26 protein-coding genes, 2 tRNA genes and 1 pseudogene are annotated in these 26,576 nt (G+C 60.7%); 14 read left to right on the top strand and 15 right to left on the bottom strand.

The window, feature by feature from the left end:
* Positions 1–10 precede the first annotated feature (10 nt).
* A complete protein-coding gene (locus A7X77_RS01620; RefSeq protein ID WP_064681277.1) occupies positions 11–1,030 on the bottom strand; it encodes an aldo/keto reductase in 1,020 nt (339 codons plus the stop codon).
* A 40-nt stretch (positions 1,031–1,070) separates the two neighbouring features.
* Entirely contained in the window at positions 1,071–2,573 is a 1,503-nt protein-coding gene (locus A7X77_RS01615; protein WP_064681276.1) for a UxaA family hydrolase, read from the bottom strand.
* A gap of 265 nt (positions 2,574–2,838) precedes the next feature.
* Here A7X77_RS01615 and A7X77_RS01610 point away from each other — a divergent pair, with 265 nt between their 5' ends.
* From A7X77_RS01610 to A7X77_RS01600, 3 genes are all read left to right on the top strand, one after another.
* Positions 2,839–3,738 carry a GntR family transcriptional regulator gene (locus A7X77_RS01610; protein ID WP_064681678.1) on the top strand — a complete coding sequence of 300 codons (900 nt, stop codon included), beginning with the start codon at positions 2,839–2,841 and terminating at the stop codon, positions 3,736–3,738.
* 211 nt (positions 3,739–3,949) lie between these two features.
* A complete protein-coding gene (locus tag A7X77_RS01605) occupies positions 3,950–5,077 on the top strand; it encodes an MFS transporter (protein WP_064681677.1) in 1,128 nt (375 codons plus the stop codon).
* A 102-nt stretch (positions 5,078–5,179) separates the two neighbouring features.
* Complete coding sequence (locus A7X77_RS01600) at positions 5,180–7,126, top strand: ABC transporter ATP-binding protein/permease (protein ID WP_064681275.1); 1,947 nt, start codon at positions 5,180–5,182, stop codon at positions 7,124–7,126.
* A gap of 218 nt (positions 7,127–7,344) precedes the next feature.
* On the opposite strand, the gene A7X77_RS01595 is transcribed toward A7X77_RS01600, so the two are convergent.
* On the bottom strand, positions 7,345–8,835 hold the full coding sequence (locus tag A7X77_RS01595) for an MDR family MFS transporter (protein ID WP_064681274.1): 1,491 nt from the start codon (positions 8,833–8,835) through the stop codon (positions 7,345–7,347).
* Positions 8,836–9,069: 234 nt separating this feature from the next.
* Positions 9,070–9,426 carry a hypothetical protein gene (locus tag A7X77_RS01590; RefSeq protein ID WP_064681273.1) on the bottom strand — a complete coding sequence of 119 codons (357 nt, stop codon included), beginning with the start codon at positions 9,424–9,426 and terminating at the stop codon, positions 9,070–9,072.
* Between the two features lie 227 nt (positions 9,427–9,653).
* Between A7X77_RS01590 and A7X77_RS01585 the strand changes: the two genes are divergently transcribed.
* Positions 9,654–10,790 carry an acyltransferase family protein gene (locus tag A7X77_RS01585; protein ID WP_082928743.1) on the top strand — a complete coding sequence of 379 codons (1,137 nt, stop codon included), beginning with the start codon at positions 9,654–9,656 and terminating at the stop codon, positions 10,788–10,790.
* Positions 10,791–10,893: 103 nt separating this feature from the next.
* On the opposite strand, the gene A7X77_RS01580 is transcribed toward A7X77_RS01585, so the two are convergent.
* The 5 genes and pseudogenes from A7X77_RS01580 to A7X77_RS01565 form a co-directional block, all read right to left on the bottom strand.
* Entirely contained in the window at positions 10,894–11,793 is a 900-nt protein-coding gene (locus A7X77_RS01580) for a sugar transferase (protein WP_064681272.1), read from the bottom strand.
* Entirely contained in the window at positions 11,778–12,089 is a 312-nt protein-coding gene (locus tag A7X77_RS34350) for a PadR family transcriptional regulator (protein WP_082928742.1), read from the bottom strand. The genes A7X77_RS01580 and A7X77_RS34350 overlap by 16 nt, the downstream gene beginning before the upstream one ends.
* 93 nt (positions 12,090–12,182) lie before the next feature.
* Positions 12,183–12,495: pseudogene (locus A7X77_RS01575) on the bottom strand (CopG family transcriptional regulator).
* A 153-nt stretch (positions 12,496–12,648) separates the two neighbouring features.
* Positions 12,649–13,374, bottom strand: a complete 726-nt coding sequence (locus A7X77_RS01570) for a DUF3800 domain-containing protein (protein ID WP_064681271.1) — start codon at positions 13,372–13,374, stop codon at positions 12,649–12,651.
* 263 nt (positions 13,375–13,637) lie between these two features.
* Positions 13,638–13,713 (bottom strand) — tRNA-Thr (locus A7X77_RS01565).
* Between the two features lie 441 nt (positions 13,714–14,154).
* Here A7X77_RS01565 and A7X77_RS01560 point away from each other — a divergent pair.
* The 7 genes from A7X77_RS01560 to A7X77_RS01530 all read left to right on the top strand — a co-directional run bounded on the left by A7X77_RS01560 (position 14,155) and on the right by A7X77_RS01530 (position 17,481).
* Positions 14,155–14,418: a hypothetical protein gene (locus A7X77_RS01560; protein WP_064681270.1), complete on the top strand. Its 264-nt coding sequence runs from the start codon at positions 14,155–14,157 to the stop codon at positions 14,416–14,418.
* A 44-nt stretch (positions 14,419–14,462) separates the two neighbouring features.
* Positions 14,463–14,666, top strand: coding sequence for a hypothetical protein (locus A7X77_RS01555; RefSeq protein ID WP_064681269.1), 204 nt, complete (start codon positions 14,463–14,465; stop codon positions 14,664–14,666).
* Positions 14,659–14,991, top strand: a complete 333-nt coding sequence (locus tag A7X77_RS01550) for a hypothetical protein (protein WP_064681268.1) — start codon at positions 14,659–14,661, stop codon at positions 14,989–14,991. Before A7X77_RS01555 ends, A7X77_RS01550 begins: the two co-directional genes overlap by 8 nt.
* A gap of 32 nt (positions 14,992–15,023) precedes the next feature.
* The gene (locus tag A7X77_RS01545) at positions 15,024–15,371 is read left to right on the top strand and encodes a hypothetical protein (RefSeq protein ID WP_156668067.1); all 348 of its coding nucleotides are present in this window, start codon (positions 15,024–15,026) and stop codon (positions 15,369–15,371) included.
* Positions 15,364–15,573, top strand: coding sequence for a hypothetical protein (locus tag A7X77_RS01540; protein ID WP_064681266.1), 210 nt, complete (start codon positions 15,364–15,366; stop codon positions 15,571–15,573). Before A7X77_RS01545 ends, A7X77_RS01540 begins: the two co-directional genes overlap by 8 nt.
* On the top strand, positions 15,558–16,865 hold the full coding sequence (locus tag A7X77_RS01535) for a virulence-associated E family protein (RefSeq protein ID WP_064681265.1): 1,308 nt from the start codon (positions 15,558–15,560) through the stop codon (positions 16,863–16,865). The genes A7X77_RS01540 and A7X77_RS01535 overlap by 16 nt, the downstream gene beginning before the upstream one ends.
* Before the next feature lie 163 nt (positions 16,866–17,028).
* The gene (locus tag A7X77_RS01530; protein WP_064681264.1) at positions 17,029–17,481 is read left to right on the top strand and encodes a hypothetical protein; all 453 of its coding nucleotides are present in this window, start codon (positions 17,029–17,031) and stop codon (positions 17,479–17,481) included.
* On the opposite strand, the gene A7X77_RS01525 is transcribed toward A7X77_RS01530, so the two are convergent.
* Complete coding sequence (locus A7X77_RS01525; RefSeq protein WP_064681263.1) at positions 17,471–18,277, bottom strand: hypothetical protein; 807 nt, start codon at positions 18,275–18,277, stop codon at positions 17,471–17,473. The two genes, A7X77_RS01530 and A7X77_RS01525, sit on opposite strands and share 11 nt — an antisense overlap.
* Before the next feature lie 71 nt (positions 18,278–18,348).
* Positions 18,349–18,936 carry a recombinase family protein gene (locus A7X77_RS01520; protein ID WP_064681262.1) on the bottom strand — a complete coding sequence of 196 codons (588 nt, stop codon included), beginning with the start codon at positions 18,934–18,936 and terminating at the stop codon, positions 18,349–18,351.
* 644 nt (positions 18,937–19,580) lie between these two features.
* On the opposite strand from A7X77_RS01520, the gene A7X77_RS01515 reads away from it, so the two are divergent.
* The gene (locus tag A7X77_RS01515; protein WP_082928756.1) at positions 19,581–20,405 is read left to right on the top strand and encodes a competence protein CoiA; all 825 of its coding nucleotides are present in this window, start codon (positions 19,581–19,583) and stop codon (positions 20,403–20,405) included.
* Position 20,406: 1 nt separating this feature from the next.
* On the opposite strand, the gene A7X77_RS01510 is transcribed toward A7X77_RS01515, so the two are convergent.
* The 3 genes from A7X77_RS01510 to A7X77_RS01500 form a co-directional block, all read right to left on the bottom strand.
* Positions 20,407–21,396 (bottom strand): site-specific integrase, encoded by a 990-nt coding sequence (locus tag A7X77_RS01510; RefSeq protein ID WP_064681260.1) that lies wholly within the window; start codon positions 21,394–21,396, stop codon positions 20,407–20,409.
* A gap of 100 nt (positions 21,397–21,496) precedes the next feature.
* A tRNA-Thr gene (locus tag A7X77_RS01505) sits at positions 21,497–21,572 on the bottom strand.
* A 117-nt stretch (positions 21,573–21,689) separates the two neighbouring features.
* Entirely contained in the window at positions 21,690–22,649 is a 960-nt protein-coding gene (locus A7X77_RS01500; RefSeq protein WP_064681259.1) for an NAD(P)H-dependent flavin oxidoreductase, read from the bottom strand.
* 286 nt (positions 22,650–22,935) lie between these two features.
* Between A7X77_RS01500 and A7X77_RS01495 the strand changes: the two genes are divergently transcribed.
* Complete coding sequence (locus A7X77_RS01495) at positions 22,936–24,135, top strand: hypothetical protein (protein ID WP_064681258.1); 1,200 nt, start codon at positions 22,936–22,938, stop codon at positions 24,133–24,135.
* A gap of 75 nt (positions 24,136–24,210) precedes the next feature.
* Here the strand turns inward: A7X77_RS01495 and ppk2 are convergent, their stop codons facing one another.
* A complete protein-coding gene (gene ppk2 / locus A7X77_RS01490) occupies positions 24,211–25,092 on the bottom strand; it encodes a polyphosphate kinase 2 (RefSeq protein WP_064681257.1) in 882 nt (293 codons plus the stop codon).
* A 245-nt stretch (positions 25,093–25,337) separates the two neighbouring features.
* On the opposite strand from ppk2, the gene phoR reads away from it, so the two are divergent.
* A complete protein-coding gene (gene phoR / locus A7X77_RS01485; RefSeq protein WP_064681256.1) occupies positions 25,338–26,558 on the top strand; it encodes a phosphate regulon sensor histidine kinase PhoR in 1,221 nt (406 codons plus the stop codon).
* Positions 26,559–26,576 lie beyond the last annotated feature (18 nt).

Genomic DNA, 26,576 nt, shown 5'->3' with positions numbered 1-26,576 from the left:
ATCTTCTCCCTCAGACCCGGACCGCTTCGGCGCCAAGCGGCGGCGCGATCAGCGTATAGGGTTCGAATTCGGCGTAGATGCTATCGGGTAGCGGCGGCTCCACGGTCTCCATGTTGCGCGTCAGGCTCGAAGGCTTCGCCGTGCCGATCAGCACCGAGGCGACGATCGGATCGCGCAGCGGAAACTGCATGGCGGCAGCCGCCAGCGGCGCCCCATGACGCTTCGCGATCGCCTCCATCGCGCCGACCTTGGCAAGCACATCCTCGCTTGCAGGCATATAGTCGAAATGCGAGCCGGGCACAGGGCCGGTGGCGAGAATGCCGGAGTTGAAGACGCCGCCGATCACGAGCGAGGTCCCCTTCCGACGGCAGAGCGGCAGCAGTTCGGCGACCGCCGAACGGTCGAGCAGCGTGTAGCGGCCGGCAAGCAGGATGCAGTCGAGATCGGCGTGACGCATGACGTCGAGGCAGACGGGCACTTCGTTGACGCCGAGGCCGAAGGCGGAGATCGCGCCGGAAGATTTCAGCTCTTCCAGCGCCTTCACGCCGGAATCGAGCAATTGCTTCTGGTGGACTGCGTTCTTTGCCGCACCATGCGTATAGACGCCGATATCGTGCACATAGAGAATGTCGATGCGGTTGAGGCCGAGGCGTGCATAGCTGAACTCGACCGAGCGCATGATGCCGTCATAGGAATAGCCGTAATCGGCATCGAAGGAGAGCGGGTCGACATAGCTGTAGTCAGGCACCGTCCCCGTCGGCACCGGCCGCAGCAGCCGGCCGACCTTGGTGGAGAGCACGTAGGAGCCATCCGGCTGATCGCGCAGGAAATCGCCGACGCGCCGTTCCGCAAGGCCGAGCCCGTACCAGGGGGCGACATCGAAATAGCGGATGCCGCTGTCCCAGGCTGCCTGCAGGGTTTCCATCGCCTGCTCGCGCGGGCAGGCCCGGTAGAGACCGCCCAAGGGCGCCGCCCCATAGCTGATTTCGGTCACTTCGAGCTTGGTCCTGCCGATCCGTCTCGTCTTCATCACGCCTCCTCGCCAAGCTTTCGGGATTTTCTATTTCAGATCAGAGCGTTGCGCCGAGATGCCAGGGCACGAATTCATTGTCGCCGTAGCCGAAGAGTTCGCTCTTCGTCCTTTTGCCGGAGGCGGTATCGATGATCAGGTCGAAGATCTCGCGGCCCTTGCCGCTGATCGTCGCATCGCCGGTGGCGATCGTGCCGCAATCGATGTCCATGTCTTCTTCCATCGCCGCATAGAGCGCCGAATTGCTGGAGAGCTTCAGCGACGGCGCCGGCCGGCAGCCGAAGCAGCTGCCGCGGCCGGTGGTGAAGGCGATCATATTCGCCCCGCCGGCAACCTGGCCGGTCGCCGAGACCGGGTCGTAGCCGGGTGTGTCCATGAAGACGAGGCCGGGGGCGGTGACCCTCTCGGCATAACCATAGACCGCCGTCAGCGGCGAGCGCCCGCCCTTGGCGACGGCGCCTAGCGATTTTTCCAGGATTGTGGTCAGGCCGCCGCGCTTGTTGCCGGGCGAGGGGTTGTTATCCAGCGAGGCGCCGTGCAGCGCCACATACTCCTCCCACCAGGCGATTTTCTCATCGAGCTTCTTCGCTACTTCGTCGCTGACGGCGCGGCTGCGCAGCAGATGTTCCGCACCATAGATTTCCGAGGTTTCCGACAGGATCGCCGTGCCGCCGGCCGCGGCCAGGAGATCGGCCGCCACACCGAGCGCCGGATTGGCGGTGATGCCGGAAAACCCGTCCGAGCCGCCGCATTGCAGGCCGATGATGATCTCGCCGATCAAGATCGGCACGCGTTTTTCCCTGCCGACATCGGCGGCGATTTCGCGCAGAACGCCCATGGCGCGCTCGACCGCCCGGCGCGAGCCGCCGGCGTCCTGGATGTTGAAGTGCCGTTTGGAGGCGCCTGCACCGCTCTGGCCGTACAGCGTCAGCTGGTTGACCTCGCAGCCAAGGCCGATCATCAGCACGCCGCCGAAATTCACATGCCTGGTATAGCCGGCCAGCGTCCGGTGCAGCACGTTCATGCCGTCGCCGGTCGAGCTCATGCCGCAGCCCTGGTCGTGCACGATCGGCACGAAGCCGTCGATGCCGTCATAATGCGGCAGGATCGTCCGGTTCGCCTCGTCGGCGATCGCCCGGCAGACCGTGGTGGAACAGTTCACGCTGGCGATGATGCCGATATAGTTGCGCGTCGCTGCCCGCCCGTCGGCCCGGCGATAGCCCATGAAGGTGCGCGCCTTGTCTTCGTTGGTCGCTGCTTCCGGCGCCGAATTGGCGGTCGCGGCAAGCCGGTCGTTTTCGAAATGCAGATTGTGGCTGTGCACATGGTCGCCGGCCTGGACCTCGGCCGTGGTTCGGCCGATCGCCTGGCCGTATTTCACGACAGGAGACCCAAGCGGGATATCCGCGATTGCCACCTTGTGGCCGGGATCGATCTTCTGGCGGGCCTGAATGCCGGCAACCGTCGAACCCGGCGCGATGGCGGCCGTCGCGACCGCGACATTGTCGCCGGCCGACAGGATGATCCAAGGCTGTTTGTCCAAACTCTTCTCCCTAGAGCACGATGCCGAAAAGTGTGAGCTGTTTTCGGGAGCGCCCGCCGCACGGCAAATGCGCATTGATTTTGTTTTTTATCTACAATAAACATTTACAAGTCAACGGGAATATTGATCCTGTGGACGAGGGAGGCGATGCGCCGCAGGCGGCCGGAAATAAGCTAAAGGTCGTTTGGACAAGCCCCGGCTCGATCCCGTCCTGCTTGAGGGCAGGGATGGCGGTTGCGACACGCGGGCGGAAAGCGGGGGTCTGATGGCAAGGCAGAACACGGTCTTCAAGGAAGCCTATAATAGGTATGCCGCGGCCCTGCGCACGGATACCGCACTCCCGTCCGAGCCGGAGATCGCCGCCCAGCTCGGCGTCAGCCGCTCCACGGCGCGTGCCATCCTGACGCGTCTGAGCGAGGAAGGCATCATCCGCTGGAACAAGCGCCAGAAGATCGTGCTGCGCCAGCCGACCGACCGTGATCTCTTTCCCTCCGAAGAGACCGACTCCCTGCACGACATCATAGAGCGCAGCTTCATGCAGCGCATCCTGGCCGATGATGCCGCGCCCGGCATGCAGATCAACGAGCTGGAGCTTGCCCGCGAGATCGGCACCGGCACGACAAGCGTGCGCGAATTCCTGATCCGCTTCTCCCGCTTCGGCCTCATCGAGAAGCGGCCGAACAGCCATTGGACGCTGAAAGGCTTCACCCGCGAATTCGCGCTCGAACTCGCCGATGTGCGCGAGATGTTCGAGCTGCATTCGGCCGCCGAATTCGGCCGGCTTCCCCGCGACAACCAGGCCTGGACCGATCTTGCCGCCATCCGCGACGAACACCACGCCATGCTCGCCGACATCAACCAGCGCTTCAAGGATTTCTCCGTCCTCGACGAGCGTTTCCACCTCTTGATCCACCGCGCCTCGAAGAATCGCTTCATCGCCGATTTCTACGATGCGATCGCCATCGTCTTTCACTATCACTACCAGTGGAACAAGACGGCCGCCCGCGCGCGCAATGAGCGCGCTATCCACGAACATCTGGATTATATCGCGGCACTCGAATCCGGAAGCCAGGCGGCGATCGAAAAAGCCTGCCGCGTTCACCTGCGTTCCGCCCGCCAGACCCTTCTGCAATCCCTGCCGCAGATCGCGACGGAAAGCGCGTGAAGGGCAACAGAAAGCGGTGCCCTGCCGCCCCCACACGCAGGATCAACGACGATTAGTCTATCTCACCATTTATAAATCCATCACGCCATGTCGACAAAACTCTGGGTTGATCCTAGTGCTGCGTCAGCGCTATTGGAATAACTCCTCAATGCGCTTGGTCGACGCATCCACGCCCGCAATCAGCGATGGTCATCATGGAAAGCAGGTTCCGATGGAAAACACCTCTGCCCCTGCCAACGATAGTGAATGGACGCTGGCTGATTTCCTCAGCACCTATCGCTATTGGGCCGTCTTCCTTTCCTCGCTTCTCATCGCCGTCGGCAGCCAAGGTCTGAGCACGGTCTTTCCCGTGATTTCGCAAATGGCGGGCAGCAGCGCCCAGACGATCGGGATATTCTATTTCGGCTCCACCCTCGGCTGGGTTGCCGGCGCCTTCCTGGCCTTTATCGTCGCCGGCCGCCATGGCCGGTCGGCCTTGATCTCGCCCATCCTCGTCTGCGCCGTCGTCGCCTTCGCTTTTCTGCCGGCGCCCGTCTTGTGGGGATCGCCGGGCTTTCTGTTTCTGTTTGGCCTGGCGCTCGGCGCCCTTCGGGCGGCCTTCCCGCTCGCAATCGCGATATTCCTGGTGGGCGGGCGACCGGGCAAAATCGAATTCGGCTGCGCTTTGACGCTAATGTCGACGACGATATTGATCTCGGCCTTTGCTCCGGTCGGCGCGTCGTGGCTATACGGGCTCGATCTCGGCGCCGTGCCGGTCGTTTCAGCCTTTCTGGCCTGCCTGCTCCTCGCTGTCATCTTGCTGGTTCCGGCCGGCAATCTCGCCTTCGACGATGCTCCGCGCCGGCGGCACAAACCGCTTGCGCCGCGGCAGCGATCGCCTCTTCTCGTTGCCGTCATCCTGATCACGCCGCCGATCCTGATTCTACTGGCGACAGTCGGCATTCGTCTGTTTCAGGCAGACGATGTCGGCGTCAGCGATTCTTCAATCGCGCTGCTCTTGGCAGTTCTGGTCTTCGCCATCGCGCTGGCCGCCTTTGTCTATCTGGCCTATTGGGTCTACCGCATCCACGGCGAGCTGGCGGGCGCAGCACCATCCCAGCGCCTGCTGACGCCGCTTGCCGCCATGCTGATCGCGATCATTGTACCGATCGGACTGCCGGTGCTCGTCATGACCCTTGGCGATCTGCTGAACGAGCGGGCCCGCGACAGAGGCCGGGGAAAGGCTGTTTCGATTGCCTGGCTCGGCATCTGGAGCTTCTTCGTTCCGCCGGTCGCCATCGCGATGGTTCAGAACGCGGCGAATGACAGCTATGTCGTCGGCGCAGACAGGGCGTCGTAACAGCACCCGTGCGGTGCTGCGCCTCATCCCCTTGAGACCTGCGATGCCGCGTCCGGCATCGGCCTCATGAAACCTTTCGAATTGTAAGCCGTTGTCTGGCTTATGACCGACGCTAAACTCAACCCGAAATCGGTCGACGGCACCGAGGAGCACGGTGCCGAGAAGTCGCGCCAGGAGAAGGCATCGACTGTCGAGGCCGCGCCGCCGCCAGCCATCGAACCCAGTCCGGAGCTCACGCCCGAGGAGGCCGAGCAGGCGCGCAAGCGATATTTGCTGAAACGATTCTGGATCAGCGCCCGCCATTTCTGGGGCAGCAGTGGCGACAGGCTCGCCTGGCCGTGCTCGATCGGTCTGCTGGTGATGATCTGCATGAATGTCGGTTTCCAATATGGGATCAATCGCTGGAACCGCGGGATCTTCGACGCGATCGAGCGGCACGACGCCGGCACCGTCTATTACCTCAGCGCCGTTTTCGTGCCGCTCGTGCTCGGAAGCGTCGCCCTTGTCACCGCGCAAGTCTATGTCCGCATGATGATCCAGCGCCGCTGGCGCTCCTGGCTGACCTCGGCGGTGATCGCGCGCTGGCTCGCCAATGGCCGTTACTATCAGCTGAACCTGATCGGCGGCGATCACAAGAATCCCGAGGCGCGCATCTCGGAGGATTTGCGCATTGCCACCGAAGCGCCGGTCGATTTCATCTCCGGCGTCATTTCCGCATTTCTGTCGGCCTCGACCTTTATCGTGGTGCTGTGGACGATCGGCGGAGCGCTCACCCTGCCGGTCGCGGGCTCGACCATCACCATTCCGGGCTTTCTCGTCGTCACCGCGGTTCTCTATGCCGTGATCACCTCAACCGTGATCGCGATCATCGGCCGTCACTTCGTCCAGGTTTCGGAGGTCAAGAACCAGGTGGAGGCCGAGCTCCGCTACACGCTGACCCGTGTGCGCGAAAATGGCGAGAGCATCGCCTTGCTCGGCGGCGAGGAGGAGGAGCGCAGCGATCTCGACAAGACATTTTCCAATGTGCTCAGGCAATGGGCGCTGCTGGCGCGCCAGCACATGCGCACGACCTTCGTGTCGCACGGGTCGATGCTGATTGCGCCCGTCGTGCCGCTGCTGCTGTGCGCGCCAAAATTTCTCGCAGGCGGCATGACGCTCGGCGAGGTCATGCAGGCTGCCTCGGCCTTCGCCATCGTTCAGCACGCCTTCGGCTGGCTGGTCGACAACTACCCGCGTCTTGCCGACTGGAACGCCTGTGCGCGGCGCATCGCCTCGCTGATGACGTCGCTCGACGGCCTCGAGCGCGCCGAACAGAACGATGCGCTGAGACGCATCAAGCACAGCGAAACTAAAGGCAATGCGATCCTCAATCTGAACGATCTCTCCGTGTCGCTCGACGACGGCACCGCCGTGGTCAAGGAGACCCATGTCGAGATCGCGCCGGGCGAGCGGGTGCTGGTGGCCGGAGAATCCGGCTCGGGCAAGAGCACGCTGGTGCGCGCCATCGCCGGTCTCTGGCCGTGGGGCCACGGCAGCGTCGATTTCCACGCCGACCGGCGCTTGTTCATGTTGCCGCAGCGGCCCTACATTCCGTCCGGCACGCTTCGCCGCGCCGTCGCCTACCCCCGCGCCGCCGACAGTTGGACGCCGGAGGAGATCACCGCGGCGCTGACCAAGGTAGGACTGGATTATCTCAACGAAAAGCTCGAGGAAGAGGCGCCATGGGATCAGATCCTGTCGGGCGGCGAAAAGCAGCGGCTCGCCTTTGCCCGGCTGCTGCTGCACAATCCCGATATCATCGTGCTCGACGAAGCCACTTCGGCGCTCGATGAGAAGAGCCAGGACAGCATGATGGAGATGGTGATCGACGAAATGCCGACGGTGACCATCATCAGCGTCGCCCATCGCGCCGAGCTAGAAGCCTTCCACAGCCGCAAGATCACCCTGGAACGGCGCGAGGGCGGCGCCAAGCTCGTCAGCGATATCGATCTCGGCCCGCGCAAGGGAAGGCGCAACCTGATCCTGCGCGTTTTGGACAGCCGCCGCTAAGGCATTCCAGGAAAAGGACGAAGCGGTGTTCCGTGGTAACGTGAATACCCGCGACGTCATCCTCGGCCTTGTGCCGAGGATCTGAACACGTCGAATAAGTGCCCGAGGAAAAACGGTTTCCCGAAATCACGGTGCTCAGATGCTCGGCACAAGGCCGAGCATGACGGAGGGGAGGTTGTCAACAAACTGCGAGGCGTTTCCTCTGAGGAGCAACCTTATCAATGCGAGGCCGCCTCGCTTGCCGGCCCCGGCTCTTCGTGCGTCTGGCGGTGATCGACCGGGATCAGCCAGGTGGTGAAGAAGGTCAGGACGGCGACGACGACCACGCCCCAGAAGCTCCAGTGCAGGGCCGCATCGAAGACGCTGCGGATATCAGGATCGGCGGCGAGTGCGGCGAGCCCGGTCGGCTGGTTCAGCGCATTGTGCAGGGCCGCCGCCGTCTCGCCGCTCGCATGGTGGTTGATGCCGGCGTTGAGGATGGCGCCGAGCACGGTGGCGCCGAGCGTATTGCCGAGGCTGCGGGCGAAGATGATCGAGGCGGTGGCGCTGCCGCGCATCGACCATTCGACGCTGTCCTGCACCAGCACGATGCTGGTCAGGCTGATCAGGCCCATGCCGAAGCCCATGAAGAAGGAGCCGGCGCCGGCGAGAACCGGAGAGCTTTCCGGCGTCAGGAACAAAAGGAAACAGGCGCCGAACGGAAACATCAGGCTGCCGACGCGCAGCGTCCGGCGAATGCCGAAGGCCCGGTAGAAGCGGCTCGACAGCATCACCGCCAGGGGCCAGCCGACGATGAGCATGGTGAGCGTGAAGCCGGCGACGATCGGGGTGCGGCCGAGCACGCCCTGCACGTAGATCGGCAGGATCGTGGAAAGCCCGATCAGCGCCATGCCGGCCAGCAGCGTCGCCCCGTTGCTGGTGGCGATCAGCCGGCGGCTCCAGAGCGCGATCGAAATGATCGGCTCCGGCGCCCGCCTCTCCTGGGCGAGGAAGCAAATGCCCGAGACGACGAAGAGGGCGAAAAGCGACAGCAGGATCCAGGCGCTCGCACTGGTTTCCGTCAGCATGATGAGCAGCGCGACGATCGAAATCGAAAACAGCACCGATCCGAGATAATCGATCCGCGCCTGCTTGTGCGCGATGTCCTCCTTCAGGAAGATCATGAAGGCGATGATCGAGACGATGCCGATCGGCAGGTTGATCCAGAAGATCCAGGCCCAGGAAAAGGTGTCGACGATGATGCCGCCGGCAAGTGGCCCGACGACGGCCGACGTCGCCCAGACGGTCGCCATCGCCCCCTGCACGCGGCCGCGTTCCTCGAGCTTGAAGAGGTCGCCGATGATCGTCATCGTCACCGGCTGAATCGCGCCGGCGCCGAGCCCCTGCAGCAGGCGGAACAGCACCAGCGACATCATCGACCAGGCAAAGCCGCAAAGGGCCGAGCCGGCGAGGAAGATGAGGATGCCGCCGATCAGCACCGGTTTGCGCCCGAAAATATCGGAAAGCTTGCCGTAGATGACCGTCGTCGTCGACTGCGCCAGCAGGAAGGCGGAAAACACCCAGCTGTAATAGGAGAAGCCGCCGAGCTCTCCGACGATGCGCGGCATGGCCGTCGCCACGATCGTCGCCTCGATGGCAACCATGAATGTCGCCACCATGATGGTCGCGACGACAAGCACGCGGTTCGAGCGATGCGCTGCATTCGACATGACGATCCTCTTCGGGTGCTCCGCGGACGCCGGAATAACGGCAGGCTGGCTAGGTGTGGCGATCGCCATGTGCGGAGGGATGCTGTTCTTGTACGACCTCGATGCCGGCCGGTAAAGCAATTCTGGTGGCCGCTATCGTTTTTGCGACGACGTCAGCGGCGGCAGTTGAAATGAAGGCCCGGCGCATTATCGGCCAGGCCTTCATCTCGTCGGGAGCCGGGCGCTCGCCGCTTCCTACTGCTGGCATGCCTCGCTCATCGAACCGCTACCGTCGGTGCAGCCAGGCGTCTGCTGGAGATCCGGATTGACGCCTCCGGGATTGATCGTGCTGCGGCCGCTGTTGAGGTCGACGCCACCACCGCCGCTCGTGCTGCCGGTGGTGCCGGGATCGGTGCCGATGGACCCCGAACCGGCTGAGCCCGTACCGGCGGAGCCGGCACCAGTCGAACCCGCGCCTGTATTGCCCGAGCCGCCGATGACGGGCGCCACCGAAAGCCGCCCGCTGGAATTCGCACCGCCGGCCGTCTGGGCCAGGGCCGAGCCGGCAAGGCCGATCGAAAGGAGGGATATCGCGATGAGTTTGTAGGACATGGTCTTCTCCATCCTTGTTGTCTCAAGGGGAAACCTGTCCGGAAGCGGCATGTTCCTTCCCGATATTGCGCTGTCGAAAGGACGCTGTGCCTGCCTGGCCCCCCGCCTTTCATCGACGGTTGCCCGCACGAGTTGTGCCGCAGGCCACTAAAAATCCGCTCAACACTATTCGGTTGCCGTCGAAGATGTTAACCCTGCCCGCGGATACGAATGGATAGGGGTATCTCATGGACGCGATGAAAGGCGGCAGACGCATTGAATGTCTGGATGGTTTGCGTGGTTTGGCAGCGCTATGGGTGCTGATCGGCCATGCGCATATCCTGACGGGGTTCAAGGTGCCGATTATCGGAGATCCGGAGCTGGGGGTCGACCTGTTCATCATGCTCTCTGGCTTCCTGATGGTGTTTCACTATCAGCGCCGGAAAGGCAGGGAGCCGTGGGAGAGCCCGCAAACATGGGCGGTGTTCTGGGCGCGTCGGTTCTTCCGCATCGCGCCGCTCTATTACGTCATGCTGGTCGTTGCTCTCATCGCCGGATCCGAGATCTATCAGGCAAGGATGGTCATCGATGCTTTCAATGGCAACCCGCCGCAAGCGGCGTCTCGCTATCTGGACGACAGTCTGACCAACTACCTGATGCATCTTTCCTTCCTGTTCGGCTTGTCCCCGGCCCATGCCTTCCGCACGGCGCTGCCGGACTGGAGCATCGGCCTTGAAATGCAATTCTATGTGGCCTTGCCATTCATCATGATCGTTCTCGGGCGGCTGGGTTGGCTGAAGGGCATGCTCGTCACCGTCGGCTTGGCCGTCGCTGCCGCCTTGGTGGTCCATCGCCTCGGCTTCCGCTTCCCGATGCCGTCGTTCCTCCCGATGAAGATGCACATCTTCGCCGTCGGCATGCTGCTTGCGGGTGCATTGTGGATGCCACCGGGCAGGGCCTACCTGGCTTTTGCGATTTCGGCTCTGCTGGTCCTCATTCCTCTCGGCGGCGACGTGACCGTGCTGCACGAAAGTGTGCGCGTGGGGATCGTGGCTCTGTTCTTCGTCCTGGTGCACGCCGATCGTTTTCCGGGTTCCGCCGGCCATTATTCCCGCGCGGTCAATTCGCTGCTCGGCAACACCTTCTTTCGAAATCTCGGGGAACTTTCCTTCGGCGCCTATCTGATTCACCTGCTCATCATGCAGCCAGTCATCGCCTGGCTGATCGGCAATACCGACCTCAGCAATCCCGCTCGCTGGCTGGTGACGCTGATCGTCACCATCCCGGTCGTCTATGTCCTGTCTTTCATAGGCTACAAGTTCATTGAGCTGCCCGGCCAGTCGGTTGGCCGGCGCCTGACACAACAGAGGCGGGTGGCGGTCTAGAGCCGCCGGCACTAAAAATGATGGGCTGCTCCATCACGTCTGCCAACTGCGACCTCGCAGAAGCGATCTATGAAGGCGTGTAGGCGTTCTGCAGGGTCACGCATTAGGCGGCTATGAGGAACGCAATCATGATGGCTAGCGGGACCGAGAAGGCGATGAACGCAAGAACGCCTGCTGCCAGACTGGTCTCTCGATCGCTGAAAACGCGCATAGCCGTCTTCATCAAGATACCGACGTCCAATGAAATAGAATGCTTCATCACGTAGAGCAGGTCCGAAACTACAACGGCTTGGCTCCGGCTATCGCCGGTAGGACGCAATAACTGACCCATGCCTGTCAGGCCCGGTCGCATCCGCTGGCGGAACTCTAGCATTTGTATATTTTCTTTGTTCGCTTGGGGATCATGGGGTAGCGCCCGAGGTCCCACGACAGACATCTCTCCCCGCAGTATGTTAATTAGCTGCGGAAGTTCATCGACGTTCGTCAACCGCATGAATCTGCCGACTTTCGTCAATCGAGCGGGCTGGCCCTCCGAAGGCAGATTGACTGCCCGAAATTTGAGGAGCCCAAACTCTTTGCCGTCTTTACCAATGCGCCGATGAGCGAAAAATATCGGCCCCGGGCTCTCAATTTTGATGGCCAGAGCAACGATTAAAATCGGGGGTGAGAGAAACACCAAACCGGCCAGAGCCATAGTCATGTCCATCGCCCGTTTTGTGCCGAGCGTCAGGAACCTTCGATCGCTCATACGGAACGCGGCCCATATGAACCCGACGCCCGAGAGCAACTTCCCAAGATCGCCAGGGATCTCTTCGACGTGTGCATTCCACTCCTCGTGGTACCGATCACGATCAACATCTGACAGGAGTGAGGCGGCGATGCCGATTAGCCTGTGGACCATGTTTGGGCGCCAAGCCTTGAACTCGTCAGCAAGAATCTTTGCGAATGCCGAGCCAATAATGCCGGCGACAATGGCAATCACCGCGATCAAGAAGCTGTCCATGCCGCCTCCCCAAAGGTCGGCGCCAACGCATCGCGGACCGCATTAACTTCCCGCTGGCCCAACGCTGTCACGCGATAGTAGCGGCGACGGGGGCGACCGAGTTTCGCCGGGTCTCCCGCCTCCCATTCACTGGAAAGCCAACCGGCTTTCTCGAGGCGCATAAGGATCGGGTAAAGGCTACCCGATGCGAGCTCCGTATCCCTCGAGATTTCTGCTCCTGAAACGCCCCCGGGGCGGTTCACGATCGCTTTGATGACGTTCACCGTCTGCGTGGTTAGTCTCACTGTGTTGACCATAGTAGAGAAGTCTACATAGGGTCAGGCTTGTTGTCAATTAACCTACCAACGGCGTCGATTTAGGTGTTGTGAGTGTAAGCTCAGTCGTGGGCATCAATCATTTCGGCGGCCCGGGCAGGCTTCCCCATCAACGTCGCCGTGTTCGTCCAGCTCATGCACGGCAGATAGGTGTTCTTCTCCATCCACTCCCGGACGATGAATCTGACGGTATTGTTGCGGGTCTTGCCGAGCTCGCCTGACAGATCCCGGAGCGCTTCTTCGATGTCGTGGTCAAAGACGATTGAGCCCGAATTGCGCAACAGCAGCGCGGCGCGGCGAAGCGTGATTTGCAGATCCGCGTTGAGATATCTGCGATCCGGTTCGCGGTGTCCTCAAGGAGGGTGGCTATGTTTGGTGTCGACGTCATTTTATCTATCACCCCCTGCAGACGGTCAAAATCAACGGCGCCGATTGACCGCGAACGTTAAAGGACTATCCTCACAGTATCCCGTGGGTGCGACCTCACTGCCCAGAGTAGTGGGACCTTTTCAGGTGGCGATGGCCTTGGCCCCGCGGGACCCTAATCCCTTAATTTTCGGTGCCAGATCGTAACCTTCCCTCCGAGCGATGTGTCTCTCATTGGATCGGTGATGGCAGACCGTGCGAGTACGTAATCGCTGAGATGGCACTTATGGCGTGAGGCGTCACGGCGCTTGTGATGTCCGTTTATCTGGAAGGTGATAGCTCCCAAAAGAAGGTCGGTCATTTGCAGCGGGAGAAACTTCTTCGAGTCGCAAAATTGGACTAGTCGAAAAGGGGTTACGCGGGCATCGCCTTTCTTCCTTGCCCCAGCATTCAAGATCGACCGCAATTCATCCATCGAAAACGAGGTGTCGCGATGGTCGGCGTAAACCTTGAAATGTGCCGTCGGATAAAGTCGGGCACACTTCATTAGGAGCTGGTAAACTTCCTTGTTGAAGCCGATTTCTCGATCGCCCTTGTTGTACGTATCGTCACGGATCTTCGACGTATCTATGACCAGCGAATGGAAATGGATCGGGGTCGAGACGTCGCCGTGATCAAAAAATCTGTCGATGACAAGTTTGTAGGCGTGAAGTTTGGCGGCTGAAATTTTGGACCATTTGAGCTCACCAGTTCGCAACTCAAGGTGTTTAGCGTGTGAGATCGAGAACTCAAATCCTTTGAGCCACGCTTCTTCAATGGCCAGGCAGCCCAGTGAGAGATATCTATGTGCGGTTTGACTGCTTTCATCGACAAAAAGGCAGTAAACAGGTTGCCGATCCACCCGCCATCTCACACTTGCAAAACTGACCGGGGCCGATTCGATCCCAGAAACAATTGTAACGCTCCAGCGTGGCGCTGGCCAGACACTGAACGGCCTGCACTTTATCCACATTTTGCGCCAGTACGATCACCTTAATCGCCAGAACAATGCTGTCTCAGCTCAATCCCTCAAGACAGCAGCAAGAAACGAAAGGTGGATATCGGTGGGGATCCAGAACTGGGCCTTCCAGCTAGCCTTCTGAAAATCCCGCTTTTAGAATGGAATGGTGCCGCTTACGTGACTCGAACACGTGACCCCATCATTACGAATGATGTGCTCTACCGACTGAGCTAAAGCGGCATTTGGCGGCCCGAGGCAAATCCCTTTACATTTCATGCTGTTAATGGAGCATACCTTAACCGCATCAGGCGGAGCAAGCAAGCTTTTCGGGCTGTCACTGTGACTGTGGTGTGACCGGAGTCGGAGCCGAGGCTTAAGACCATCCGAAGTATGGCTCGGGTGATCCACGAAAAAGATTCCCGGTGCGGCTTAAGCTGTCACGACTCCCAGCCGAGGCTTGCCGCCCTTCGACTCGATAACAAGCAAGTTGACTCACCAAAGTATATTTACACCGGCTCCAAATCAGGTAGCCTCGAAGCACCAACGAACATCGCGAGCCTGATATGGCTCTAAATAATTGATATCAAATGATAAATGTCGGTTGACTACCGGCTTTGTCGGAGGGATTGTTTGTTTATCGGGAATATATTTAGTCCGATTTGCTTTAATTGGAGCAATATAATGAGCCATACCATAACTACATCCGAAAATAACGCATTGCTAAGGCGTGCAGAGGCCGCAGCAATACTTCAGACCGCTGGTTATCCGATCTCCGCCACGACCTTGGCGACGATGGCGAGCCGGGGCGACGGGCCGCTGTTCAAGCGGTTTGGCCGCATCCCGCTTTATCGGCACGGCGACCTCATGGAGTGGGCGGAGCAGCGCTCAACCCCCTTCGGCCACTCCGTCACCGAATGCGAAGCGGCTCGCGAAGCTGCAGCCTAACCACCAAGCCGCGCACACTCCGTGCGCCGATAGGAGAAAGCGAAATGCAGAAACACGAGTTACAGCAACGCATTCATCGAGCCGCCCAGGCAGCTGATCGCTTTCGGCGAGGGGCGACCCCCCTAGTCGTGGCGGAGGCTGAAATTCTCAGCCTTGGTTTTCAATCGGTCCGACACGGCCCTAGCGGTCTGGAGGCTCAAGATGAGCTGACATGGCACACACTGACGCTGGAGAAAGAACATGGCTAATCCGAAATTCGAGGCCTCGACGCGGGCCAATTTCACCCCCGAAGAGCTGGTCAAGGCGAAAGCCAATTTCGATTGGGGCGCGCAGCGGATGCCCGAAGAACACGCAAAGGCGGTCGAACTAATCGCAGCCAAAGGGCTCGGAGGCCACCGCGAGGTCACAGCCCACTATTTGAAGTTTAAGCAGCCGATCACGCCCTTCGAACTGGCCCGCATCGATCTGTTTAAAGAGACCACCTCGGCGGGTCCGTTCGGCATCGATGAGTCCGTTCCTCCGAAGACGGGAATTAGCTTCGTCGGCGACACCAAGATCGGAAAAAACCGATGAGGCCCGGCGCTCAGAAAATCATCCTCGGTCTCATGGGAACGGACGAAGCAAGCTGGAACCGGCAGGTCGCCGCTCACATGAAGCGGGACGAGTCGACAGAGACGGTGCTTGATGTGCTTCACGCCTTCGCGACGCTCAGCGTAGCGGGGGTGCGGGGTTCGGCGCGTCACCTGCGTCTGATGATTGGAATCTTTGGCGATCTTTGGGCGGCTGAGTTGGAGGGCCTGCCATTCGATGAGCGGCTTGACCTGGCGCTGGCAACATTTTGCGCGATGGGCCTTGCCATTCCCGAAGAGAAGGCGAACCGGCTCGCGGAGCTTGCGCGGCGGGAATTGGCGCGGCGCGGGATGTTCATTCCGGAGGGTGCGGGGCATGGGTGAGGTGATCGAACTGAAAGCGAGGAGGAGACTCAAGCGGCCTGAGCCGGTTCCAAGCTTCGACAAGATCATGGGCAGGCTCTTCGAAGCACTTGACCTCATGGAGCCGGTGCGCGGGACGGAGGCGGCGCACAAGGCGGTTTGTGATGGCATCGAGATGCTCCTCGCGAGGGAAGAAAGGAGGATGACATGGCCGACGAAGTAGGAAAGAACGTGGTGTCGCTCGACCATTGGGAAAAGCTGCGGCTGAAGCAGGCGAAGGATCGGGCCGTACCAATCAAAGCGATTGATGCGGATGAGTTGACCCGCATCAAAAATCCCAGCGGCATTGTGCCGGACTTGGGCAACGCGAAGCGGGCCATTCTCAAGTTGGGCCTCACATTCCGCTTCGATGTGTTCCGGCAGAAGATCGTCATTGAGGGCTACGATCAACCGCTCGGGGAAACGCTGGACGACATCGAGCTGAAGGTTCGGGACGTTGTGCTCGAAACGTTGGGCTTCGATCCGGAAAGCAAATTCACCCGGGAGGCGATCCGGCTCCTGGCGATTGGGAACAGCTTCGATCCGGTGAGGGATTATCTCGACGGGCTCAAGTGGGACGGCGTTCCGAGGCTGGATACTTGGCTGCGGGATTACCTCGGGGCGGAAGACGACGAACTGACCAGTGCGATTGGTCGAGCAGTCCTGACGGCGGGGGTGAGACGCGTGCGGAAGCCGGGCTGCAAGTTCGACGGCGTGCTTGTGCTCGAAGGCCGCCAAGGCAGCGGGAAGTCCACTGCGCTGAAGATACTGGCTGGCGGGGAAACCTTCTTCTCCGACGAGATCGTGATTGGCGAGTCCTACAAGGAGCAACAGGAATTGCTTCGTGGAAGGTGGATTGTGGAACTGCCCGAATTGGCAGGGCTCAACAATTCCGAAGTTCGTCGAGTGAAACAGTTCATCTCCAAAACGGTGGATCGGGCGCGCGGTGCGTTTCAGCGGTCGGTCGAGGAATTGCCGAGGCGCTGTCTAATGGTGGCGACGACGAATGATGCGCAATATCTGAAAGACACCACTGGAAATCGCCGGTTCTGGATCGTGGTCACGGGCAAGATTGACCTCGCGGGACTGACAGAGGTTCGCGACCAGCTTTGGGCCGAGGCCGCCGCCGCAGAGCTTTCCGCTCCCGACCCCATCACGCTGCCCGAGTCCCTTTGGGGCGAGGCCGCAAAACGAGCCGCCGAGCGCGTGGCGAGTGATCCATGGGAGGACTTACTCGCTGCCGAACTGCCGGACGTGGCGAAGGAAGTGGAGGGAGAGTTACGCGTGACAACACAGGCCGTGTTCGAACGGGTGCTCAAGATGGATGTCAGGATGGCGGCGCGCCGGGACACTTTGCGGCTCGCCGAGTGTATGCGGGCCTTGGGCTGGTACGGGCCGAAGGTGCTCTGGGCGGATGGCGTGGCGGTTCGGGGCTATGCCAAGCAGGCCGGTATGGCTCCGCCGACCCTACTGTGACTTACGGTAAGAATGCATGCGAAATAACCATTTCACCGTCCCCACCGTTTGTCAAAAAGAAGAGTAAGAAGAGTAGGGACGGTAGGGACGATTGAAATCATTGACAAATCCCCATTACCGATGTGCCCGTCCCTACGGTAGGGCGCAATACACGGAGAATGCCATGGCTGAGGCCGAAATCCCATCCCCTGTGCTCGATGCACTGCTCGACATCATGACCTCAGATGATATCCCGGAGGCCCGGTGCATCGACGCGGCCAAAGCCATCATCGAATACGAAAGCCCTCCGGAGGTGTTCGCCATCGTCCACGCTTACCTCATGGGGGTGGCGCAAGACGCAGGCCAGCCGGTTGAGTTAAAGCTCAAGGCCCTCGAACTGATTCGCAAGGTCGAGGCGAGGCGGGTGGTGCCGGGGACCTCGAAGGCGATTGATACGGCACAAGCGATGGCGCTCGGGAACCGGGTAGCGATCGCAAAGCGGCGGATTGAACTGGTGCGGAAAGAGGCGTGGCCTGCGCAGAAGGGCTGGGCGGACAACCTCGGGGAGGTGCGGGGGATCGTGGTTGAGGAGGAGGGGATCGCGGAAAGGCTGGAAGCGGCGCGGCTTAAGGCGTAACTTTATCCGGTCCCTCGGTAACGGCCATTTGGACGGGGCGATTCTCGTTAAGATCGAGATATTTGCCCATCACCTCTTTAAGCTCGCCTCCCCAAAGCATCTCAGAGAGTCTGACAATCGCGTGATCGATTTGTTGACTTAGCTCGGGTTCGGCCTTCTCATTGAGATTACCAAAACGATCCTGGCCTACAAGATTTTCCCACCGAACTCTTTCGGTCAGGATATAGTCAACCTGTTGATAAAGTTCGTCTAGCCATTGGACCACATCCTCACCGAAAACAAACTCGGCTTTTGTCGCCAATACATTGAGGTCTACTACGTGGTGGTCCTTGAATTGATGGCGTGCCAAATCCAGTTGGGCGAACGCCACCACCTCGTTATAGATCTCGATCCGCTTCTCAAAGAGCGCCATCTTGTGTGTGCGTTCCGCGGTCTGCTGCGCAATGTTGACCTGCTCGATCAACAGCTGGGTTTGGCGTTCCATCGCGTCGGTTTGGGCCTTGAGGAACGTCGCTTGATCTTGCGCAGCGCTTGACTGCTCTTTCATCACAGCGCGGTTGTCCTCGATCTCCTTTCGTTGTGCAGCGAGTTCTTGAGATTGGATCATGGTGGCGATGAAGAGCCAGAGGAAGGCGAGCGGGGCGAAAAATCCCGCGAGAGTGTCGCCTTGGGTGTTGAGTTCCAGCTTGCCGAACTTCGCTAAAATGCCCTGCGTTTCGCCGAATATCCCTACGGTGACGAAATACGCTAGGGTCAAAAGAAAGCCGACTCCAAGCCAAATGTTCTTGATCTTCATTCCCCGCGCCCGTTCCACCTGTAGTCGAATCGATTGTGGCGATGCAGGCTACTTTGGGAGAATGAAAAAGACTACGCAGTCTCGCGTAAAATCCGAAACACGCTCGCCCGCCCAATCCTCAGCTTTTCTGCAATCGCATCCGCCGTCAGGCCCTCGGCCTTGAGCCGCTTCACCTCGTCGCCCTTCGCCCTCGCAGTCGGCGCGCGTCCCTTATACTTCCCCTCGGCCTTGGCCTTTGCGATCCCCTCCCGCTGCCGTTCCAGCATCAAGTCCCGCTCAAACGCGGCAATCCCCCCAAGGATCGTGAGCATGAGCTTGCCGGTCGGCGTGGCCGTGTCAACGTTCATCGAGAGGATGCGAAGCGTCACGCCCTCGGTCTCAAGCTGCTTGGCGATGGCGAGGAGGTCGGCGGTTGAACGCGCGAGCCGGTCGGGCTTCGTCACAATGAGCGTGTCGCCCTCGCGCACCCAATCCAGCACCCGCTCGAGTTCGGGCCGCTTGGTCGCCAGAGCTGAAAGCTCCTCATGGAATATCTTCTCACACCCTGCGGCTTTGAGGTCGCGGAGTTGGGCCTCAAGCCCTGCTTTCTGATCCGTGGTGGAGGTTCGGGCGTAGCCGACAAGCTGTGACATGGCGATGGCTCCAAGGCTCAATGACATTAAAGATACTGTGATACTGTAGTCTCAAAATGTCAAATACCATTTATATGATACTCGATTGCACGGCTCGCGGAGGGAATCACTAGGGCAAGCTCCTGTGATACTCGGTACGGGGAGGGCGGTATGGTTCCTAACGGAGCGTTACGATATGGCCGAGGCCTGGGGCTTTATGCGTCGTGCGATGGTGAAATGTGGGGCGGCGGATGGGGGCAATGCGCCACGTATCCGGGGCGGGTGATGCGGTGGCGGGATCGGATGGCCATCGGTCGGGGCGCAAACCGGGCCGCGCCGCACGGCCAACGTCGGGGCGAGAAATCGGTATGGCTCTGGGCTCGCGAGGCGGACCCACCCCCGGCCAGTTTTCAGGAACCTCGGAAGGGCCTTTGGCTGATGCCGGGGCGGCACCCCAGACCCCACGTCCCTCGCAAATTTTGTGGGATTTTTGGCCTCCGAGGCTGATTGCATTCTTTGCAATCGATGCTAGTCTCAACTCAAGTCGTCAGGCGGACCAGACGATTAATAACATGAGGTAGTCGCAACTGCCCGAAGAAGCTCCAAGCGGTAACGAAGCCGCCCGCCAAAGTCCCCACTAGGAGATGAGCACGCGCGTCGTACTGGCGCGGTGCGTAGCTATGGAGCTGATGATGAAATACGCGCTCGTGGATGGAATACGGCAAGAAGCGAGTCCGGAACTCCGCGGCGACTGCCCCGGATGCGGATCTCCAATGATCCCCAAATGTGGGACCAAAAAGCTGCATCACTGGGCGCACAAAGGACGCCTTGAGTGCGATCACTGGTGGGAGTCAGAAACCCAATGGCATCGGGACTGGAAAAACCACTTTCCCGCCGAGTGGCAGGAGGTGCGCCACATCGCCCAAGATGGCGAGGTTCACATCGCGGACGTGAAGACCCCATCCGGAAATGTGCTCGAGTTTCAGTTCTCGGCGATCCGGCCTGAAGAGCGGGCGGCACGGGAAGCGTTCTATGGTCCGGAAATGGTTTGGTTTGTGAACGGAAGGCGACTGTCGCGCGACCTTGCCTCATTTCGGAAAACGCTCGTCGAGAAAAAGAGAAACAGCGATCTGCCAACGTGGTCGCTAGAACTTATAGACCTTTCCGCGAATATTCAGAATTGGGTCGAAAGCGGATGCAGAGTGTACTTCGATTTTGGTGATGCTCACTTTAACCACGACAAATATTATGATGAAGACGCTTTGTCAGTAACAGACCGAGCCGATAACGGAGCAATTTGGTTGCTGCAGCGCACCGGTGCGTGGACCGTCACCGCAACAATGGTTTTAAGGTCGAAACTCATTGAACACTACGTTCGCGGGGCAGCGATACCCGGACTTCCGAGCCATCCACCTCTGCGTCCGCAGACGCTCCCTGCACCATCCAGGAGTCCATACATGAGCTCCAACGGCTTCCCTGCTTACTGGCAAAGACGGCCACGAAGAGCACGATTTTAGGTCATCCCAACTTCGCCAGCACGTGCGCCGCCGTCATGTGGGTGTAGCGGAATAGCATCCGTGCATCCTTGTGGCCACTGATCAGGCTGACCTCCGGCACCGACAAACCCCGTTCGAAGAACCGACTGATTGCCTCATGACGCAGGTCATGGAAGTTCAAGTCTTCGATCCCGCTCCGCTTTATGATCCGCCGCCATGAGCATTTCACCGCCTCCCTCGTGAGGTCGAACACGCCCTTCGCATCTCCCGCGACCTTCTTGAGAATGCGGAGGGTCCTGACGCAGCGCCGCGTAAGAGGGATCGTGCGACTCTCTCCGTTCTTTGTGAGGGGGATAAACCAATGTCGCGCGGCGAGATTGATGTGGCTCCACTTCGCGGCAAGCAGTTCGCCCTGACGCATCCCGGTTTCGATGGCCAGGAGAATGAGCGCGCGCATGTGATCGCCTTTGCACTGCTTTGCGGTTCGAAAAAGCCGAGCGAGTTCGCCTTTGACGAGGCGACGATCTCGCTTCTTCGCTCCGCCCGGTTTCGAGATGGCCTTGATGGGATTTGCCCGCAGCGGGATCGACCAGTCTTTGATCGCGACGTCAAAAGCGTGCTGCAACATGGCAAGCTCGCGCTTCACGGTGCAGGGCAGGACGGTTCGCAGTCGCGCATCTCGGTGCTCCGCGAATGTCGCCCCCTCGATATGAGCGAGGGAGCGCTTGGCCCAAGGATGGCGGAGCATCGCGTTGACCATTATCGTTTCATATTCCGCGCCGCGCTTCTTTGGGACGACTTCATCTCGGTAACGTTGGAGCATCTCGCCCACAGTGATCTTGGCGAGGAGTCGAGGATCTGCGGGTAGGCCAATTTGCTCGGCTTCAAGTTCGGTAAGCCGCGCCCAAGCCTTCGCGTCTTCGAGGCGGGTAAACGTTTTGGACATCGGGGCGGAGCCCTGAAGCCGGACCTGGACCTGATATTTGCCGTTGCGTTTGCGGATGGTTGCCATTGCAGAACCTCTTGCTGTGACGGTGGTGTGACAGCACGAATTGCAATGGTTTTTGGAAGCTCACCCTCCCTGGATAACCGTTGTCTATCAGGGAGTTAAATGGTGCCGCTTACGTGACTCGAACACGTGACCCCATCATTACGAATGATGTGCTCTACCGACTGAGCTAAAGCGGCATTTGGCGGCCGAAGCGTGCGGCCTGCGATTTGCATGGCGCTGATACAGGCATTGTCCGAAGATTTCAAGCACCCTGTCATGCCTTTGGCAAAAAAGAGGGAGGCTGTGGAAGACCCTCAGAGCGCCAGCCGGGTGCGGGCGGCCTTATATTCGGCCTCCAGCCGGTCGACGAGATTTGCCACCGGCTCCACCGCCTTCACGGCGCCGATGCCCTGGCCGCTGCCCCATATGTCCTTCCAGGCTTTGGCGCCGCCGGTCGCCTGCTCGAAATCCATCTTGGTGGGATCGGCGAGGGGCAGGTTGTCGGGGTCCATGCCGGCGGCGATGATCGAGGGCTTGAGATAGTTGCCGTGCACGCCGGTGAAATAGTTGGAATAGACAATGTCGTTGGCTGCGCCTTCGACGATCGCCTGCTTGTAAGCCTCGCTGGCGCGCGCCTCTTCTGTCGCGATGAAGGGCGAGCCGATATAGGCCATGTCGGCGCCCATCGCCTCGGCGGCCAGAATGGCGCCGCCGGTCGCGATCGCGCCGGCAAGCAGCAGCGGGCCGTCGAACCATTCGCGGATTTCCTGGACGAGCGCGAAGGGCGATAGCGTGCCGGCATGGCCGCCGGCGCCTGATGCCACCGCGATCAGCCCGTCCGCCCCCTTGCGGATCGCCGAATGGGCGTGGCGGTTGTTGATAATGTCGTGCAGCACGATGCCGCCATAGGAATGCACGGCGGCATTGACCTCGGGCACCGCGCCGAGCGAGGAGATGACGATCGGCACCTTGTATTTGACGCAGAGCGAGAGGTCGTGCTCCAGCCGCTTGTTCGACATGTGGACGATCTGGTTGACGGCAAAGGGTGCGGCCGGCCGTTGCGGATGGGCTTCGTCGTGGCGGGCGAGCTCCTCGGTGATCTCGGCCAGCCATTCGTCGAGCTGGCTTTCCGGCCGGGCGTTCAGCGCCGGAAAGGCGCCGACGACGCCCGCCTTGCATTGGGCCAAGGTCAGCGCCGGATGCGAGATGATGAAGAGCGGCGAGCCGATCACCGGCAGTCTGAGTTTGTTCTTGAGGATCGGGGGCAGGGCCATGGTTCACCGCTCGCATTGACGTTTACGAAAACGTCAATCTCATAACAGAGAAGAAAAGCCGATAAAAGAGCAGCCGCCACGCCTTCGTCGATTTCGCGCCGATATATACGGCTGAGACGACGGACAAGGTAAGTCCCTCGGGCCGCGAAAGCTGGCGATTATCGCCGCCGATCGGCGGCGGGCGGGGCTGCAAGGCTTGCGGTTTGCCGCGCTTGCCGCTACCGAATTTTGATGGAGAACGGCGGGGATTGCAGTCCGATGCCGGATTCAAGGTGAAGGACTAGACGTGAGCGGATTAGAAACGGCCATCAGAACAGCGCTCGAAAATGCCGATCGCGACAATCCGGAAGTTCGAGCGAGGATCTACCAGTCGGCGCGCCAGGCGCTGGAAGCCGGTCTGCGCAAGCAGGATATCACCGATGCCGATGCCGTCGCCCATCACCGCCATCGCCTGGAAACCACCATCCACGCCATCGAAAGCGAAGAGCGCGACCGTCTTCACCCGCGCCAGAGGCCGCCTGAAGTGCCGGTGCCGCCCGTCGTCGAAATGCCGGCGCCGCCGGTTCGACGCGGCGATGTGGCCGATATCGACAGCCTGATCGATAGCCCGGTGGCGGCAGGCGAGACCCGCGCTCCCGAAGTGATGATGCACCGCAGCGACGAGTCGAGCCTCGACAACGTCCACGCCGGCAATGCCGATCATCTCGCGGCCGCCCCGGCCGGCGAGGAGCGGCTGACGCGCGGCGAACGTGCGACCAGCATGGATTTCCGCCCGGAGCGGGCGGCGGGCCGCCGCAAGCCGCGCAAGTTCTTTTCCCGGCTTCTCGTCTGGTGCGTCCTGCTCGCCTTCATCGGCATCGGCGCCTGGTGGGCCTATACGTCGGGCCTGCTGTTGACGGCGGCCGAACGCGACACCAGCGTCGCCAATCCGCCGGCGAGCACCCAGCCCGAGGATTTCACCGGCAATGACGACAGCGCCGGCGATGGCGCCACCCACACCGATCAGCCGGTGACCATCGATCCGCAGAACAGTTTTTCCGCCGACTGGATCCCGGTGTTCAAGCCTGAGGAGGCCGACAAGATCAAAAGCGGCCCGCGAGCCCGCACCGAAAACATCACCGAGAATGACGGCCCCGCCGTCCGCCTGATTTCCGAAAGCGGCGCGGCTGACGGCAACATCTCCTTCAGCGTTCCGGCCTCGGTGCTGCAGCAGCTTGCCGGCAAATCCTCGACCATCGCGCTGACGCTGCAATCGACCACAGACGAGCCGACGCAGGTGACGGTCGAATGCAATTTCCAGTCGCTCGGCAATTGCGCCCGCCATCGCTTCACCGTCACCCGCGAAAAGTCGGATGCGCTGCTGCAGGTGAAGTTCGACCGCTCGCTCGCCCCGAATTCGCCGGGCGCGCTGACGATCAACAGCGATCTCGACGGCAAGGCGCGCGGCATCAACCTCTTCGCCATCCGCATCCTGCCGGGGCAGTGACCGGCTTCCTACAGCGCCGCGCTTGAAAAGACACGCGGCGCTGTCCGCCAATTATGCAGCCGGGTGGCAGACGGTCTATTTCAGGAAGCCGGGGCCGGAGCCGATGATCTCTTCGTCGACCTCGCCGATCGCCGCCTTGTCCTTGCCCTCATAGTCCATCCTGTTCAGCATGTGACGGATGAGCTGCAGACGCGCACGCCGCTTGTCATTGGCGCGGATGACGGTCCATGGCGCGAAATCCGTATGGGTTTCCTCCAGCATCCGGTCGCGCTTTTCGCTGTATTCGCCCCATTTCGTCAGCGCCGCGATGTCCATCGACGACAGCTTCCAAACCTTCAGAGGATCGTGCCTGCGATCGTGGAAGCGCTTGAGCTGCATCTCCCGGCCGATATCGAGGTAGAATTTGAACAGGAAGATGCCCTCATGGGCGATGATCTTTTCAAGCTGCGGCGCCTGTTTGAGGAAGCCTTCATATTGCTGCGGCGTGCAGAAACCCATGACCGGCTCGACGCCGGCGCGGTTGTACCAGGAGCGGTCGAACAGCACGAATTCGCCTGATGTCGGGAACTGCGCGACATAACGCTGGAAGTACCATTGTCCCTGCTCGCGTTCGGTCGGCTTGGCGAGGGCGACCACGCGGGCAAGGCGGGGGTTCATATGCGCCGAGGAGGCCGAGATCGCGCCGCCCTTGCCGGCCGCGTCCCGCCCCTCGAACAGCGCCATCACCCGCTTGCCTGATGCCTGCAGCCAGAACTGCATCTTGACGAGTTCCACCTGCAGCTTTTCGAGCTGCTCCAGATAATCCTCCTCGTTGAGCTTCTTCTTGTAGGGAAATTCGCCGGATTCCAGCGCCTGTTCCTCCACCCAGTCCGGCAGGACCGGGTCGTCGACGTCGAAGATGCGTTTCTTGCCGCGGATAGTGAGCTCCACGGCCCTGCTTTCGACATCCCCGCCCATGTGCTCCTCCTGCGCTGATGGTTTGTGCTCCCCGCAGGCGAACATATTTGCCATTGAAAATCAAATCTTTCGCTGGCGGCCCGTGATTTTTTCTCAAGCTTGCGCTGAGGCCTTTCGTTTCAGCGGCGCCACCCGAAAACTTCTGTCATGAATTGCCGCTATCAGGCAGAGTTCCAATATAAAGAAAAACGAATCGATGCCGCGAGGCCCACTTGCCAGACGAAATCCCGTGGAAGAAAAGCCTGTTGGCGCGCATCCGCCGCGAACGGCCGGTGCTGCTTGCGGCCATCCTCAGCGCCTTGGTTGCTCTTGCCGCCGGCATGAACAAGTGGGTCGTGCTCGTGCTCCTGCTCGTCATGATCTTGACCGCGCTGTTCAACGAGGCGCCGGTCCTCAAGGCGGAGCCGGCCGAGCCGGTGGAGCCGGAGCCGGAAGCGCCGCCGAGCCGTCTGCCCGACATTTCCGCCACGCTTGCCGGCCTCGATATTCCCGTCATGGTGCTATCGGACGATGCCTCGGTGCTCTTCCAGAACCGCGCCGCCGAAAAGGCCTTCGGCGAGGTGACGCTCGGCGCCCATATATCGGCCCGGCTGCGCTCCCCCGGCGTGCTCGACATGGTGCGCGAAACCATCGCCACCAATGCGCCGAACCAGATCGAGCATGCCGAGCGGCTGCCGTCCGAGCGCGTCTATATCGTCCGCAGCGCGCCTGTCGAATTCCAGGCCGGCGGCCAGCGTGAGCGGTTTTTCATCCTCTCCTTCCGCGATATATCGGAGGTTCGCCGTATCGACCGCATGCGCTCGGATTTCGTCGCCAATGCCAGCCACGAACTGCGCACGCCGCTCGCCTCGCTGCGCGGCTTCATCGAGACCATTCAGGGGCCGGCGAAGAACGATCAGAAGGCGCAGGCGCAGTTCCTGGGCATCATGTTCGATCAGACGACACGCATGAGCCGGCTGGTCGACGACCTCTTGTCGCTCTCGCGGCTTGAACTGAAATCGCATATCGCCCCGGATGAGAAGGTCGATCTGGTGCCGCTGCTCGGCCATGTCCGCGACTCACTGGTGCCGCTGGCGAGAGACGTCGGCGTCGACATCAACCTGCATCTGCCCGACGGCAAGGTCGAGGTGCTGGGAGACCGCGACGAGCTCGTCCAGGTCTTCGAAAACCTGATGGAAAATGCCTGCAAATACGGCCAGGAAGGCAAGGTCGTCGACGTCCGGCTGAAGAATGGCGCCGGCGGGCCTGTCGAGGTCAGCATCATCGACAAGGGGCCGGGCATCCCGGCCGAGCACGTGCCGCGTCTGACGGAACGCTTCTACCGCGTCAGCATCGAGGACAGCCGCTCGAAAAAAGGCACCGGCCTCGGCCTGGCCATCGTCAAACACATCCTCACCCGCCACCGCGCCCGGCTGATCGTCAAGTCCGAAGTCGGCAAGGGCACCGATTTTACCGTGCGGTTCTAGCGTGGTACGCGACGCGAG

It is taken from the genome of Rhizobium bangladeshense (assembly GCF_001662075.1).
Classification (GTDB): domain Bacteria; phylum Pseudomonadota; class Alphaproteobacteria; order Rhizobiales; family Rhizobiaceae; genus Rhizobium; species Rhizobium bangladeshense_B.
Note: the sequence above shows the minus strand (reverse complement) of the source record. Positions and strands in the feature narration are given on the sequence as shown.